The organism is Shewanella eurypsychrophilus (assembly GCF_007004545.3).
Taxonomy (GTDB): Bacteria; Pseudomonadota; Gammaproteobacteria; order Enterobacterales; family Shewanellaceae; genus Shewanella; species Shewanella eurypsychrophilus.
On record NZ_CP045503.2, the window covers coordinates 3,646,459 to 3,663,538 of the forward strand.

A 17,080-nucleotide genomic window follows, 5' to 3' on the forward strand; every position below is an offset into this window, starting at 1 on the left:
GGATAATGACTCAATATGGTATCTTACTCTCCTTCACACTGTATCCAGCAATAGGTTCACTGATTGTTGCAGCGATAATGCACTGGTATCAACTTGATGACCGGACAGTAGAAAAAATACGTAGGCAACTGAATGTTCAGCAACATGAGTCATCTTCCCATGACCGCGAGTGTTCACAATAAAACGTTAAACACAAACAATAATAGCTAAAAGCTTTGGTAAATTTGTAGCGTAAAGAATAAGATAGCGTCATCGTTTTATTTTCGTAACACCAATCGATTTAAGCACAATAAGGAAGAATATGGCAACCATTTATGATGTCTCAGTGCTAGCTGGAGTGTCGTTAGCGACAGTATCCAGAGTGATGAATAAAAATACTAAGGTCAGTGAGAAAACCGAGAAAAAAGTGCTCGATGCCATGAAGCAACTTGGTTATCGGCCTAACTCAATTGCACAATCACTGGCTTCGAGTCGCTCAAACAGTGTAGGTATATTAGTTTCTGAGCTCCACGGCCCCTTCTATGGCGCTATGATGAGTGGCATTGAAGCTGAGCTGAGAACAGCGAAAAAACATGTCATCATTGCCGCTGGTCATAGCGACGAACAAAGCGAAAAAGAAGGTATCGAATTTCTGATCGACCGCCGCTGTGATGCGCTTATTCTTCATGTTGAGGCGGTTTCTGATGAGTATCTGATCGAGTTAAGTAAAGGCTCAACCCCTATCGTGCTTATCAATCGATATATTCCAGCGCTCAAAGATAACTGCATATTTCTAGATAACCAATTAGGGGGATATTTAGCGACAAAAGCCATTATCAACTCGGGGCATAAGTCTTTAGCCTATATTTCCGGGCCTATGTGGAAAGTAGATACTCAGGCTCGCTTAAAGGGTCACAAGCAAGCGCTGGCTGAATCTGGAATTGAGTTTAATCCATTACTGATGTTTGAAGGGGATTACCTGGAAAAGGGAGGGAGCCAAGGTTTTAGGACTCTCAAAGCCGGAAACGTTGAATTTACCGCCCTGGTATGTGCTAATGATGAAACGGCTGCAGGTGCCATGGATGCAGCAAGGCAGATGCAATTGAATATACCGGCCGATATTTCCATAATAGGTTTTGATAATATCATTCTAGCCAACTACATCCACCCAAAGTTATCGACTATCGATTACCCGATAGGTGAAATGGGTCATATGGCCGCACGTTGGATCTTAAAAAACACCTATAAAGATAGGTCTCTTGATATCAAAAACATGTTTGATCCCGCTTTGATTCTTCGAAATTCCATTAAGAACGTATAATCTAGACAACAATATGAACGAAGATCATAAAATCGGTCTTCTGCCAGCCCCACTCTGCTTTGTCGGTGCATTATCTCACCGACTTTGCTAGATAAATTCCCAACCTAAATTTCAGATCCCCCTCAACAAGACAAGCTTCAACAGATTTATTCTCATTCTCTTAATTGATAAACAGACTTATCGACTGGTATGACTAAATCAGTCAATTAAACTAACCAACCAATACCAACTCCATATTCACTCGATACCCAGTCAATAACTATCAACAAAAACGCTACAAACCAGCCTAAAAATAGATTTAACGACTAATGTGACGAAAATTAAAACCAAGTCAAATCCACATAAAATCAACGCGATACAAATGACCACTTTCATTGAAAAATAAGATTTGTTAAAATAAAGTAACTTTTATGTTGACTGCGATTATTATTTAACCTAGTTTTGTGTAAGCGCTTACAAATTTGAACATCTAGAGTCTCCTTTATTTTTTTAAGCTGTTTTGAAAGCGCTTACATTTTGGTTCGGCATATTAGAATTGATAAATAAAATTATGATTGAATGTTTCCGGGGGGAGATGGAAATGCAACAACAAAAATTTAAGAGAACAGCATTAGCGACAAGCCTTTCACTAGCACTAAGTGCTACAGCCTTTGCGCCAGTGTATGCAGCTGAAGAAGATCAAGATATCGAAGTGATTGCCGTAAAAGGCATCCGCGGCAGCTTGATTAAATCTACCGACCTAAAAAGAAGCGCTAGCGGTGTTGTTGATGCTATCACTGCAGAAGATATCGGTAAGTTTCCAGATTCTAACTTAGCAGAGTCTCTTCAACGTATTACTGGTGTCGCCATCGACCGCAGTAACGGTGAAGGTAGCCAAGTTACTATTCGTGGTTTTGGTCCTCAATACAACATGGTCACATTAAATGGTCGTGCTATGCCTGCAGCGGGTGATGGCAGTAGCCGTGCATTTGATTTCGCTAACCTGGCTTCAGAGAGTGTAAGTGCTGTCGAAGTCTATAAGACAGGCAAAGCCAATATCGCATCTGGCGGTATAGGCGGTACTATCAATATTGTCACAAATAAGCCTCTCAATAATCCAGGGTTAAAAGTAAGCATTGGTGCCAAGGCACTGCATGATACAACTAACCGTGTCGGTGATGATGTGACACCTGAGCTTTCAGGCCTTATCAGCTGGACCGATGATAATGAGATGTTTGGTGCCTCACTAACCGCGAGTCATCAAGTACGTCACAGCGCTGCAGTCGGCGCCTTTGTCACTGACTGGCGCACTTCGGCTTGGGATGGCACTGTGCCAAATACCCCCACCACAGATCAAGATGGCGATAAGATTGTACTCAACAATCCACCCGCCATGGGCCAGCTTCATGCGCTTCCCTCTGATATTCGCTATTCAGTCGCCGATAGAGAGCGTATCCGTGATAATGCTCAGCTAACCCTACAGTTTCGCCCTGTCGATGCGTTCACAGCGACCTTAGATTACACCTACTCAAGGCAGGAAACGCTGGAGAAGAGAGCCGAGCAGTCAATTTGGATGGACTCGTTTAAAACCGATTTTACCTTCGATGATGAGTTAATAAAAACACCTATCATTCATAGCGAAGACAGACGCTGGCAGAACCCACGAGACCTTGGCTTAGCATTGCAAGAAGGTAACCTACTTAACGAAAATAACTCTATCGGCTTGAACCTCAGTTATGATGTCAACGATGATTTTAGCCTGACGTTAGATGCCCATGACTCCAAGGCTGAGCGTAGCCCGAATGCAGCTTATGGTAGCTGGATCAATGTCGGTCTCGGTGCCAATGTTTCAGCCGGTCAAACGGGTATTTACAATGGTGGCCTGCCACTCATGCAGATCGATTTCGATGACTCGACTAACCCAGGCTTAAACCCTAACGGTGTTCTTGATGCCGGTGATGTGGGTACAGCGATGTTAGATAGAGACGAGTACTCTCATGAAACCGATATCACCCAGATACGTTTAGACGGTTCATACGAATTTGATAATGGCGGCATCGACTTTGGTATCGAGCACCGCTCTATGTCTAGCCACACAGTTCAAAGAGATCTGATGAACGAGATGGGCGGCTGGGGTATAGCAAATCCAGGTGAGCTTCCTGATGGTTACCTATCCCCTGTCGATTATGCCGACGAATTTGATGACTACAGCACAGCTGGCGGCTGGACTCAGGGCTTTACTGGTAGTGCATCTGAAGTGGGTGCTTGGGCTGCAAACAAGTATGGCTTTGGTTTCGGTGGTATCGATGCTGTTTCTACCGATAGCCTGATTGAAGAAGATATTAACGCAGCTTACGTGCAATTTGAGTTATCCGGTGAGCTCGGTGAGATGCCATACAATGTTGTTGTTGGTCTTCGTTATGAAAAAACCGATATTACTTCAACATCTAATACTGCCGTTCCAACAGCGGTTCATTGGGACAGTAACAATGACTTCTCTGTTCAGCAAGGCTCTATTGCAGACAGTAACTCAGTCTCTATCGATTCTAGCTATAGCCACCTTCTGCCTAACTTAGATTTGGATATCGAAGTTGTAGAGGACGTCATTGCACGCTTCTCATATAGCAAGACCATTTCTCGTCCATCATATAATGACATGAGTGCGGCGGTTATCGGCCTTGGTGGCCCAACAGCGCCAACCATTTTAGCTGGCTCCCTGCCAGGTGGTGCGTCGAGTGGTAACCCAGGCCTTGTCCCTTTCGAGTCTGACAATTTTGATATTTCTGCAGAATGGTATTTCGATGACGCTAGCTATGCCTCTATCGGTTACTACGAGAAGCGTGTCAGTAACTTCATCGGTAGTGAGCCTGAAGTCATGAATCAATATGGCTTAAGAGATCCGAGTAACGGCCCTCGTGCGGCTCAAGCCATTGCAGACTTAGAAGCCTTAGGTGAGTCGGTGACCGATACCTCACTCTTCTCTATGGTTGCAGCCAATGACTTAGGGATTGATTATTACTCTCAAGATGCGACTTGGTTTGAGAATAACTACACGGGTATCGCCAACAGTGACGATCCACTGATGGACTTTGAGACCAGTGCTCCAGTTAACAACCAAGACGCCAAGATCAACGGCTTTGAGCTAGCGATACAGCACTTCTTCGGTGATACTGGTTTCGGTGCCCAAGCTAACTACACCACTGTCAGTGGTGATGTGGGATATGACATCACAGCCGACCCAAGTGAGTCTCAGTTTGCGCTGTTTGGCTTAAGTGATACGGCTAACTTAGTCTTGATGTATGAAAACTTCGGTTTTCAGACACGTATCGCCTATAACTGGCGTGATGAGTTCCTATCGGGAACCAAGGGTCAAGACCCTGTATTTACTGAAGCGCATCAGCAAGTTGATTTGACTATATCCTATCAAGTATTTGAGAATTTCTCAGTCTCATTCGATGGCATCAATATTACAGGTGAAGGCTACCGTACTCATGCACGCACTGATGCTCAGCTTTGGAATCTTGAACAAGGCGGTGCACGCTACAGCTTAGGCGCTCGTTACACCTTTTAATCTAAAGTAAAAATCTAGACAAGTAGTAAAAATATCTATGCCGCTGGGTTATCTGACTCAGCGGCATATCATCTAACTTCTACAGCGTTAAATGAATATTTGTAAAAACGTTTTGATGATTAAAATGTTTCTATAAACACTCAAAATAGGCAAGCAAGAATGATGATAGATGCCATAAAAGAAGTGACTATTGTTGGTGGTGGAACCGCGGGGTGGTTAACCGCAGCTGTGATTGCTGCAGAGCACCACTCTCACCTTGCCGATACCATCAATGTGACCCTCATTGAATCGCCAGAAGTGAGCTCAATCGGTGTTGGTGAGGGTACCTGGCCTTCGATGCGCTCTACCTTAGAGAAAATAGGGATCAGTGAAGTTGAGTTTATCACTTGCTGTGATGCCTCTTTCAAGCAAGGATCACAATTTATCGGCTGGAAAAACGGTCAACAAGATGATCGTTATTATCATCCTTTTATGACGCCTCAAGGCTATGCTCAAGCTAACCTGTACCGAGCCTGGCAGGAGTTTTCACCCGAACAAAGTTTCGCCGAAACCACCAGTATCCAAGCTGCTGTGTGCGATGCAGGACGAGCCCCGAAGCAAGCGGGTACTCCCGATTATGCAGCCGTCACGAACTATGGTTATCATCTGGATGCAACAAAATTTGCAAAGCTATTGATGCAACATTGCACCACAAAGTTAGGCGTCAAACATGTGTTGGATCATATGATTGATATCATTTCAGACGGTAACGGTGACATCGCAGAGATCTGTACCAAGCGATCAGGAAATATCAGCGGCGATCTATTTATCGACTGCACAGGTATGTCATCCCTGTTATTAGGCAAGCATTTCAATATTCCCTTTATCGAGAAACGTCATATTCTGTTTAATGACAGCGCCATGGCACTGCAAGTGCCCTATTATGAAGACGATACTCAAATTGCCTCGACGACTAAGTCCACAGCCCAAAGCAATGGCTGGATTTGGGATATTGGCCTGCCCTCGCGACAAGGCGTTGGCTATACCTACTCGAGTAGCCACACAAGTGACCAGCAGATCCAGGATGATTTAATCACTTATGTCGCCAAATCCATAGGACAAGTACGCGCTGAGCAGCTAAGCCCGAGAAAAATCAGCTTTACTCCAGGCCATAGAGACAAGTTTTGGCACAAAAACTGTGTGGCTGTCGGTATGGCATCGGGTTTTATCGAGCCATTAGAAGCCTCGGCTCTGGCGCTCATCGAGCTATCAGCGAGCATGATCAGTGAAGAGCTCCCCGTACATAGAGCCCAAATGGATATCACTGCTAAGCGATATAATCAACGATTCACGTATCGCTGGTCACGGGTCATCGATTTTCTCAAATTGCACTATGTGCTTAGCGAACGTCAAGATTCTGATTACTGGTTAGATAATCGACATAACAATACCCTACCTGATAGTCTTCAGGAGCAGCTAGAACTGTGGAAATATAAAGTGCCGAATAGGCATGATCTGATGCAGAATGAAGAGGTATTTCCCTCTGCAAGCTACCAATATGTGCTGTACGGCATGGGCTTCCAGACTCTGCTACCTAAAATAGCCAAGCAATCAGACAACCTCAATGTAGCCAAGACAAGTTTCGATGATATACAGCAAAATAAACGCAAATATATCACAGGACTTCCGACCAACCGCGAGTTACTCAAGCTCCTCACCCAGTAATGTTAAATCCAAATATCAATCTCCACTTTGCAACAATAAGGAAAGATGATGGACGCCAACAAAAATAAAAAAAAGCAGAAAGTTGTCATTGCAGGAGGGGGCTCAGCAGGTTGGATGACAGCTGCCGCCCTGTCAAAGCTTCTAGGTAAAAATCTCGATATCTGCCTGATTGAGTCTGAAGAGATTGGGCGTATAGGGGTTGGTGAAGCAACCATTCCTCCAATACGAGTATTTAATCAGTTGCTTGGCATCGATGAGCAAGTGTTTATGCGCGCAGTCCAGGGCACATTCAAACTGGGTATCGAGTTCACCAACTGGGGAGCACTGGACGATAACTACATCCACTCTTTTGGTACCACGGGCAAGGAATGCTGGGCTGGCGAATTTCAACACTTCTGGATTGCAGGTAAGCAAAAGGGCATTGCTGCCGAGTTTGGTGACTATTGCACTGAGCTGCAAGCCGCCAAGCAGGGCAAGTTCTTGGGTTCTAAAGACTCATCACTCAATTACGCTTACCATATGGATGCAGGCCTGTATGCAAAATACCTGTCTGACTTTTCAGCTAAACAGGGAGTCACCCATATTGAGGGCATTATAGATGATGTGATCATCAACCCAACAAATGGTTTTATTGAAGCGGTAAGGCTTGAAAATGGCCAGATCATCGAGGGTGATCTGTTTATCGACTGCACCGGCTTTAAAGCCAGACTGATTGAAGGCGCACTCAATACTGGTTTTGAAAGTTACAGCCATTTACTCCCTTGTGATGCAGCCGTGGCAGTGCAAACTGAAAAATCAGGCGAGCCCAGGCCCTATACTCAATCAATGGCCAGAGACTTTGGTTGGCAATGGCGTATTCCACTGCAACATAGGGTCGGGAATGGCTTGGTCTACTGCAGCCGATTCACATCCGATGAAGATGCCATCGCCAGTCTGATGGATAATCTAGAGTCTCCCGCCATCACTGAACCCAGAGTATTCAAATATAATACCGGCCGGCGTTTAAAAGGCTGGAGCAAAAACTGCGTCGCGATTGGGCTCTCTAGCGGTTTTGTCGAACCTGTTGAGTCGACGGCTCTGCACCTGATCATGTCATCAATACTTCGTCTGATGAAACTGTTTCCCCAAGGCGAGATAAGCCAAGCCAATATCAACGAATATAATAAGCAGACAAAAGAGGAGATGGAGCGCATTCGAGACTTCATCATTCTTCACTACAAGGCCACTAACAGAGACGATACCCCATTTTGGCGTTACTGCCACAATATGGAAATACCAGAAACGTTAGCCCATCGCATTGCATTATTTGAAGACACTGCATGTGTCTGTATCACAGAGACAGAGCTGTTTAGAATCGACTCCTGGACTCAAGTCATGTTAGGGCAAGGTATTATGCCAAAGGGCTATCATCAAATTGTTGATAACATGAGTGATGATGAACTCAAACGATTCCTAACAGGCCTCAAGCAGATGGTGGATAAAAAAGTGGCCCAATTCCCCACTCACCAACAATTTATCGATCAATACTGTAAATCTATGCCCATCTCTTGATAGGCATAAATTAGCCCCATGCTAAATCGATAGAAACTCAACGGAGTAAGCTCATCATACCCGCAGGGAAACTATGTCACTCAGGACATAGTTTCACCTCGCTTTAAAGTGGTGGTAACGGCTGAGGTACACAAGCAACATTCACTCAGCAAAAGTGCAAAAATGACGATACAAAAATCGAATTTACCTCTATTTATTATCCCAATACTGTCACACCTGACTGAAATACCTTAGAATCTCAGCCAATGACATAAGGGATCACCATGAAACTCAAAATATTATCAGGATTATTACTTCTTTCATGTGCATCAGCACAAGCCGCTTGGTGGGTAGAGCCTAACGACCTATCACTCAGAGCCGACATTCAACTGCTCGCAGACACGGGTATTATTCTCCAGCCCGTCACCACCTATCCCTTGATGTGGGCTGGGTTGAAGCAAGATATGGATAAAGCTGAAGTTGAGCAGCTATCGTCAATGCAAGCGAGTGCGTTCGATAGAGTCATGTCTGCCTACAACAAAGATCATCAAAGCTTTAATGCTGAAGTTAAACTGGCAGCAGCAACAGATAGTGCTCGTTTTCTAGGATTTGGTCATGATTACCGTGACAAAGCCGAAACCACAGTCAATGCTGAAGTGACCAAAGAATGGTTCAGTGGCCGACTTGCTGCCAGTTATCATTATGATCCTATTGATGGCAACAGCGCACGCTTAGATAATAGTTTTGCAGCGGTCATGTTAGGCAACTGGATTGTGAGTGCTGGCGCCCAACAAAAATATTGGGGACCAGGCTGGGACACAGGCTTAATTCAGACCACAAACGCTAGGCCTATGCCTGGGATAACCCTTAGTCGTAATAATAGCCAAGCATTCGAAACCCCTTGGTTAAGCTGGGCCGGTCCTTGGACCTTCACCACCAGCTTTAGCCAGATGGAAAGTGACCGTTATGTACCAGAGACCAAGCATTGGGGCGCTCGTGGCACATTAAGACCCATCTCAAAGTTAGAGGTCGGCTTCTCTTGGACCATGCAATGGGGCGGAGAAGGTTATGGCAACAGCTTAGGCGACTGGTGGGATGGACTGTTTAATGGTGGTGGAGTCGAAGGTGAACTCGAAAATGGTCAAGAAAATATGCTGGCAGGCTATGATTTTCGCTGGTCAGACACTGCGTTTGGTATCCCCTACGGCATCTATTACGAACGCACCCATGAAGATTACCATAACGGTAAGAACAAGCTGATCAACGCATCGAACATGGGCGGAGTCGATTTTGTATTAAGCAATATCAATACTCGCATCTTCATCGAATATGCCGACACTGCAGCTTCTTGTGGTATTGATTCCAAAGTCTACAACTGCATGTATGAACACGGTTTTTATAAAGATGGCTATCGCTACTATGGTAAGAGTTTAGGCAGCACCTATGATAATGACTCGCGAACCTTGGTGGTTGGTGGGATCACCCAGCTTGGTGGCGGTCAAAACATCACCAACAAACTGAGGTTGTTAAAACTCAATATCGATGGCACTGATACATCTAACCCCGAAGGTGGCAATCCGGTATCACCGGGTGAATATGAACGTGTGGTTCAGCTCGATACCAGCTATCACAGACCGTTTTATCAAGGCACGCTAAAAGTCGGTGGCACCTTAGGTTATAGCGAATATATGACCAGTGGCGGTGATGACTGGGATACGAGTGTTTATGCTGCCTGGGAAAGAAGCTTTTAATCTGTAGAAGAGCCTAGGACCTAGTTCCTAGGTTCTTAATTAATCTAGTACCTTCTTATTAAATTAACTCAGAAAAATCTTCCAGGGTCTTATGCCCTCTCTTCGTCAGAAATGAGAGCAAAGCCTCTGGGCTTCGATTTAATAGTCTATCAGCGGGAAATTCCGCTTCTTCTATGATCTCCAGCGCTTGTGAGAACTCGCCTAAACTGAAGGCGACATGAGAATCTGAGCCCATCACTAACAAGCCCCCTGCATCTCGAACGGCTTTTGCGATTGCGACACAGTTAGCCTCACTGCCTTTGCGGGACATCTTAAACGAGGAGTTATTGATTTCGAGTGCCACATGAGCACTGGCGGCAGCGACTGCCACAGCCTTGATATCGATAGGGTAAGCAGGATTTCCCGGGTGAGTAATGATATCCACATTACCACTCTCTATGGTGTTGATCAGTGCCTGAGTGTGGGTCTGTTTATCTGAAGGGGGGAAAACGGGTTCGTGAAAACCGGCCAACACTATGTCTAACTCTTGCAGGTAATCGCCAAAGTAGTCAATTTCTCCCGCAGTATTTTTAATATTCGCCTCGATGCCTCTTAAAATACCAACGCCATCTATAATTCTAGGCAGCACTCTCAAATTGACAAAATGCCAGAAATGAGGGGCATCGGCCATATCTGGGCCATGATCGGTTATCGCAAATAACCGCAAGCCTTTCTCTTTCGCCACTGCAATGTAATCATGAACCGTACTATAAGCATGAGTAGAGGCGATGGTGTGGGCATGAGTGTCTACAAGGTATTTCATAATGGCTCTTCTTGTACTTTACATTGAAAATATCAGTGTCCAAGATACTACGCCTTTACAATACCGATTGGTATAAGACCAATTCCGTTAAATTTAAAATCACTTATTTAATGGAACAGGTATAAGCACTTAGCCTAATTTTCAGAAGCTGCGTCTTGCAAATCATCCCATCCCTGACGCTTTCGGTAAATCGTTGAAGCGCTGATATCTAGCATGGTGGCCGCTTTCGGCACATTACCATTACAATGCTCAATGGCAGCCTCGATCGTATGCTTCTCGGATAACCATAACGGAATAATGTCCTCACCACTTTGACCTGCTAATGCTTTATGTGATTGATTTGATATCTGGCTTCCTTCGACCAACGAAGCAAATCCATCATAATTTCCAACGTTCACATTGCTAGTATGCTCTGGTGACTGATATCGATTAGCTTGTGCTGCTATATTGCTATCTGGTACACGGTTAATTGGACTGACAAGCTTAGCGCTTGGGCCTTTTTCCCCTTGTAGCTGAGACGGCAACATACTCATCTCAACGACAGTCGCTGCATTGAGCACCACTATTTGTCTGATAACATTTTGTAGTTGACGTACATTTCCCGGCCAATGATAATCCTGAAAAACCTTTTTAACATCACTACTGAAACTTTTAAACTGCTTACCTTCCTCGGCGTTATATTCTTTTAAGAATTTTTGGGCGAGTAACAGCACATCTTTCCCTCGCACTCTTAAAGCCGGTAACTCAATGGGGATCACATGTAAACGATAAAAAAGATCCTCTCTAAATCTGCCAGCTTTAACCTCTTCCCATGGGAGTCGATTAGTCGCACTGATAAAACGCACATCCACTTTCTCTTCTTTTGTGCCGCCCACTCTCTGAAAAATTCCCGTCTGTATAAAGCGTAAAAATTTACTTTGCAGCTCGAGATCCATTTCGCAAACTTCATCAAGAAACAAGGTTCCACCATTGGCTCTTGTCGCAGCACCGTCTCTATTGGCTATCGCGCCAGTAAACGCCCCTTTGGTGTGACCAAAAATCTCACTTTCTATAAGATCTTTTGGAATGGATGCACAATTAAGTGCAATAAAGGGTTTGTCACGGCGCTGACCTGCATGATGGATTGCATGAGCACAGACCTCTTTCCCTGTACCGCTCTCTCCTACGATGAATGCTGATGCTTTACTGCTAGCAACACAGTCAATGGTCTTGTAGACCGTTTGCATCGCGAGAGACTCACCAATGAATCCCATGTAGTTTTCTTTAGGTAGACTTTTCTCATAGTTGGACACGAGATTGACAAGTTGGCGTTGCTTCAGCGCATTTCGTACTGTTATAGAGAGGCGCTTTGCATCGAAAGGTTTGATAATGAAGTCGAAAGCACCAGACTTCATCGATTCAACGGCAAGATCGATTGTGCCATGGGCGGTGATCATGATCACTGTCGTATCAGGATATTGAGACTGGGCTTTTTGTAAAATATCCATGCCTGACATGTCTGGGAGTTTAATATCCAAGACCAGAAGATCCGGTTGCCACTGTGCAAGCTCGCTGAGTGCATCCACTCCATGATTAACATGGGTGACCTTACCACCTTCTGTGCGCAAGTACTCTGTGTATAATGCCCCTAAAGACATGCTATCTTCGACAAGTAAAACGGTAAATGAGTGACTAATTTCCATATATTCCTTTACCTTAATATTCTTTTACCTTAGTTGCATGACACTAGTTGAATGGCACTATTTTCAACATGATAAGTGCAATGTCAGCAGTCTAGAGGCTAATCATAGATGAACAGCGTTAACCTGACCGACAATATCAAGCCGCGAACCGTTTGCTAAACGCTTTGATTGTTTGCTCTCCAACCTCTTTGACTTCAGCTAAATATGATTCAACTTCTTTCAAATCTTTTTCACGTGCGCTATTTTCAAGACACTTGGCCACTTCATAAAGGGCTTGAGCACCAAAACTCCCCGAACTGCTTTTTAACGTATGAGCTTGATCATCGATTTCATCAAAATTCATAGACAAAGTTAATGACTCAAGTGTGGCTAATCGCTCACGAGTCTCTTGAAGATAGACCTTAAACATCCCCTCCAAAGATTCCTGTCCAAGTGCTTCATAGAGTTCTGAAAGCACTAATTCATCAAATATTTTTTCGATAGATATGACTTTTATTTCGACAACTTTCGAATCTTCTATTTTAGCATTCATAACATCATCTATTGTAGGCTGTTGATTCAAGCTTAATTCCTGAGCACTTTCTTCACAACTTTCTTCACAACTTTTCTCCACATTTTTTCCACTATGAAGTCGATAAATATTGGGTTCTTCTATTACCTTCATCTCAGGAAGCCACTTATTAATGGCCTTAACAAGTTCAACTTGATTAACGGGTTTAGCCACAAAGTCTTTCATCCCAGCGTTAAGGCACGACTCTACGTCTTCTTTTTGTACATTGGCCGTCATGGCAAGAATGATAGTGTCGGGCCGGCTTAATAAAATTTCTTTGGTTGCTTCGACACCATCCATCTCTGGCATACGCATATCCATCAATATCAAACCATAACTGTTTTCGGCTGACATGATCACAGCTTCCCTGCCATTATGCGCATATTCAACTTCAAAACCTGATTTTGCGAGCATGGCTCCAGCAATCACCCGATTAGATGGGCTATCTTCAGCGAGTAATAAGCGTTTATTTCTTGCCGTTAATTCCGGTAATACAGTCTCAACGTCTCCAATTTCATATTCACAAGGGCTCTCGCCACTGAGCAGGCCTAACATCATCTCCCGGCTCAAAGGTTTATTGATCACTTGCTCCAGACCAATATCGGCGAGCACACCTGGCATGTCAGGATTCAATCCTGACATCAGTGCAGCGACCATGCCCTCATCAAAAATAAAATCCCGTTTTAACTGGTTGACTAACTTTACGTTCAAATCTGACATGCAGCTATCATCAAACAGGATCAGATTAAAGCGACCTCTTACCTCTTCTAGCTTTAAGATGTCCGATACTTTGCCCACATTGATTGTATTGACACCATACTGGCTATATTGCTTTCTCACTAAGTGTGAAAATGTCTTATCCGGATGAACCAGTAGCACTCTAGCATGGGCGGGAATATGATTAAGATGGTTAGCCGTTTGTTCTACTAACTGCAAACGCACATCAAACCTAAAGCAACTCCCATGGCCGAGGCGACTACTGAGCTCTATCTTTCCTCCCATCATAGTGATCAACTCAGAACTGATGGCTAAACCGAGTCCAGTGCCTTTATAGATAGTATTGTGTTCATCATGAACTTGACTGAACTCCTTAAACAGCTTCTTTTGAGCCGGTAGGCTAATCCCAATCCCTTCATCGGTGACAGCACAAAATAGTTGCACCTCCTGATGATGACTATCTGGGATCCACATCTCTACAGACACACAGCCACCACTTGAAAACTTAATCGCATTATCGACTAAGTTATGTATCACCTGACGTAATCTTTGAGCATCACCTTTAACTAAGTCGGGTACATTTCGATTAATAAACGTCGCCAGATTAACTCCCTTTTCATGGGCTTTTGGCGCTAAGATTTGCATGACCTGAGCCACCATTTTGGCAGGAGAGAAACTCATGTTTTCAAGTACCATTTGACCCGCTTCAATTTTAGAGAAATCCAAAATATCATTAATGGTACTTAACAGAGCTGTGCCAGCTTCCTTGGCGGTGTGCGCGTATATCCGCTGATCTTTATTCAATTTTGAATCTAGCATCAATTCCACTCCCCCAAGCACAGCATTTAGTGGAGAACGAATTTCATGACTCATGGTTGCAAGAAATCTTGATTTGGCTTTACTGCCCAATTCAGCTTGCTCTTTTGCTTGTTTTAATTGCGTTTCATACTGTAGCCGCTCGGATACATCGTGTATAAAGGCGGTCAACAAGATCTCGTCTCCGAGCTGCACTGGGATCAACTTCATCTCTACAGGGAAGTTTGAACCATCTGCTCTCATAGACATCAGTTCAATACTCTTCCTGATAGCCGGGCCACTACCAGTTTGTCTGAACGTTTCTAACCCTTCCTTGAAAGCCTTTCTTTCGATATCGACAAATATGAGATCCTCTAAGATTTCACCCAATGCCGCTTCCCTTGAATGGCCAAACAACAAACTGGCAGCGTCGTTAAACTCTTGAATTCTACCGGTTATATCTATGGTTATTAATGCGTCTTGACTCGCTTCCAGAGTAGCCAACAAAATTGACTCGGTGCGTTTAGCATCAGCCTCTTTACGTTTGACATCACTTAAGTCTTTCACTAAGCCAAGTAGCATTATTTGACCTTCTATCGACATCTTAGAAACTGATAACTCTATTGGAAATAGCTTACCGCTCTTATGTTGGGCCACTAACTCTTTACCTCGCCCTTGAGCCACATCTTTCTTTGAGTTAACAAATCCCAGCAGAAAGTCACTCTGCATATGACGCTCATGACTAGGCATAAAAATAGCCACATTTTTCCCAATTAACTCATCGTTGTCATAACCGAACAGCTGGCCAACCGCAGGGTTGACTTGAACAATGATCCCCTTGGTATTAATGATAATAAAACCATCCACTGCCGCTTCTAAAATGGTACTCAGTCGAGTATTGGCACTCTCTAGCTCATTGGTATTCATTTCTATTTTTTCAATCATTTGATTAAAAGCCCGGGTCGTCTGGCCAATTTCATCATTACTGTTAACAGGGATCTGAATGCCAGTCTCACCGTTAAGAATTCGTTTCGACGCTCGCTTTAACTGGCTTAAATTTTTGGTTAGATAGCTGCCTAATAACCATGAAAACAGGGCAACCAAAACCATCTCGAGTCCGGCAATTGATGTAAACCGTTTTGTGGCGCTAGCAAGGAATTGATCAAATTCACTCACACTTATGCCAAGTTCAACTCGGCCAAAGGTGTAGCCAGACTCGACGATGTTAGCCGTCACATCTAGCACGCCATCTTCTACGCCAACGAAACTAGAGACAGCAGACGCCCCGCTTCCTTGCAAAACAAACTGATCAGTATTTTCATTAAGGTTCCTTGGGTCTTGGGCATTTTTAAGCCCAGGCTCTCCCGCTCTAACTAACAGATCGCTCCTATCATAAATCTCCACATACAACACCTGAGTGTTGTCGAGCAATTCACTCGACAACTCTTGTAGAGTGGATACATCTGTACTTATTACCGCATCTTTCGCGGCAGCGGCAAAAAGCGTGACCACAGAACGCGCACGTTTCTCTATCTCGGCCTGATTAGAGCTTTTCAGGTAGTCAACACTGGTATACACCAATAGCATTAACAGCACCCCTTCGATTAAAGCGATGCCCAATACCGTTTTTAATCTAAACGTCATCAGAAAACTCCCAAATGCCTATTCATTTATCGTCTCAAGAGGTTTAGCAAAATTCCCTAACCCAAGCGCCCTCACATCATCCCAGTCACTATTTTCTGCCACTTCAAAAGGCTTAAACCCAAGGCTATCGAGTAAAGCTAACCCATCTTCTGTTGAGGATAGGTGGGAAAATTTATCGACCAGCTCACTAATGATACTGGCTTCGACTCTTGGGTTAGTGGCTATAGCATGAGGCGTATAACCCGGCGTTTCCCAGAGCACTTTTAATTGACTCGTCACCTTGCTATCCATGGTTTTAAAGGTGCGTTTCACTCCACCACCAGCTGTGACTAACCCTTGCACTACTGCCAGATACACAGAGTCGTGAGAACCCACATACTTGATTTGATTCGTTAACCCCTTTATTCGCAAATTAGCCCTAGGCAGTACGCTCGCCGCAAATGCGGCAGGAGCAGGAAATGCCATCGTCGCCCCCTGTAACTGTTCAAGAGAATCGATATGAGAATCTTTTCTAACAACGATGATCCCCTGTAATTTTTTGTTTTTCTCTCTCACAAGCGCCTGGTAGCCAGGTGTTTCATTAAACACGGTGAAATGATAGGGGTTCATATAAGCAATATCATATTCGCCATTTGTGAGTCGTTTTTCAAAAGTGGGAATATCGGGAGCAGTCGCAAAACGCAATTGAAAATTTGCATTTTGCGACAATGCGGCAAGCAGTGGTGACCATTTTCTTGCAAGCGTGCTCGCAGCTTGTTGCGGTACGACACCAAAAGAAAGTACAACAGGTTCAATCATACCCTCTTTAATTTCAGTGGTTTGATTGGAAGAAACACCCTGACTAAACGAAATTAAAACAAGCCATAGAGAAAAAAGTAACCATGGTGAAATTTTCATTTTGCACATCCTTACCTGGAATGAATATAGGTACTGGAGCAAAGCTTATGCCAAATACGAGCGAGTCGATTTCTAATACAAAATACAGAGATAAAACAAAGCGTCTCCAGATCCGCTTTACACAAGAAAACACCCTCTTACTTCAATATGGATGACGC

Annotated in this window: 10 protein-coding genes; 6 read left to right on the top strand and 4 right to left on the bottom strand. The window is 44.1% G+C overall.

Features of this window, described 5'->3' with window-relative positions; translation table 11 throughout:
• Window positions 1-5: 5 nt before the first annotated feature.
• The 6 genes from FM038_RS15490 (at window position 6) to FM038_RS15515 (ending at window position 9,835) form a co-directional block, all read left to right on the top strand.
• Complete coding sequence (locus FM038_RS15490; RefSeq protein ID WP_185965846.1) at window positions 6-182, top strand: hypothetical protein; 177 nt, start codon at window positions 6-8, stop codon at window positions 180-182.
• Between the two features lie 119 nt (window positions 183-301).
• Window positions 302-1,300 (top strand): LacI family DNA-binding transcriptional regulator, encoded by a 999-nt coding sequence (locus FM038_RS15495; RefSeq protein ID WP_142874247.1) that lies wholly within the window; start codon window positions 302-304, stop codon window positions 1,298-1,300.
• Between the two features lie 580 nt (window positions 1,301-1,880).
• Window positions 1,881-4,850: a TonB-dependent receptor gene (locus FM038_RS15500; RefSeq protein WP_419555595.1), complete on the top strand. Its 2,970-nt coding sequence runs from the start codon at window positions 1,881-1,883 to the stop codon at window positions 4,848-4,850.
• Window positions 4,851-5,012: 162 nt separating this feature from the next.
• Complete coding sequence (locus tag FM038_RS15505) at window positions 5,013-6,554, top strand: tryptophan halogenase family protein (protein WP_199242752.1); 1,542 nt, start codon at window positions 5,013-5,015, stop codon at window positions 6,552-6,554.
• 48 nt (window positions 6,555-6,602) lie between these two features.
• The gene (locus FM038_RS15510) at window positions 6,603-8,105 is read left to right on the top strand and encodes a tryptophan halogenase family protein (protein WP_419555596.1); all 1,503 of its coding nucleotides are present in this window, start codon (window positions 6,603-6,605) and stop codon (window positions 8,103-8,105) included.
• Window positions 8,106-8,368: 263 nt separating this feature from the next.
• Window positions 8,369-9,835, top strand: a complete 1,467-nt coding sequence (locus FM038_RS15515; RefSeq protein ID WP_142874251.1) for a capsule assembly Wzi family protein — start codon at window positions 8,369-8,371, stop codon at window positions 9,833-9,835.
• A gap of 58 nt (window positions 9,836-9,893) precedes the next feature.
• Here FM038_RS15515 and FM038_RS15520 read toward each other — a convergent pair whose 3' ends face one another.
• The 4 genes from FM038_RS15520 to FM038_RS15535 all read right to left on the bottom strand — a co-directional run bounded on the left by FM038_RS15520 (window position 9,894) and on the right by FM038_RS15535 (window position 16,922).
• Window positions 9,894-10,637: a phosphatase gene (locus tag FM038_RS15520; protein ID WP_142874252.1), complete on the bottom strand. Its 744-nt coding sequence runs from the start codon at window positions 10,635-10,637 to the stop codon at window positions 9,894-9,896.
• A 134-nt stretch (window positions 10,638-10,771) separates the two neighbouring features.
• On the bottom strand, window positions 10,772-12,319 hold the full coding sequence (locus tag FM038_RS15525; protein ID WP_142874253.1) for a sigma-54-dependent transcriptional regulator: 1,548 nt from the start codon (window positions 12,317-12,319) through the stop codon (window positions 10,772-10,774).
• A gap of 136 nt (window positions 12,320-12,455) precedes the next feature.
• Window positions 12,456-16,025: a PAS domain S-box protein gene (locus FM038_RS15530; RefSeq protein ID WP_142874254.1), complete on the bottom strand. Its 3,570-nt coding sequence runs from the start codon at window positions 16,023-16,025 to the stop codon at window positions 12,456-12,458.
• Window positions 16,026-16,043: 18 nt separating this feature from the next.
• A complete protein-coding gene (locus FM038_RS15535) occupies window positions 16,044-16,922 on the bottom strand; it encodes a phosphate/phosphite/phosphonate ABC transporter substrate-binding protein (protein ID WP_142874255.1) in 879 nt (292 codons plus the stop codon).
• Window positions 16,923-17,080: the final 158 nt, after the last annotated feature.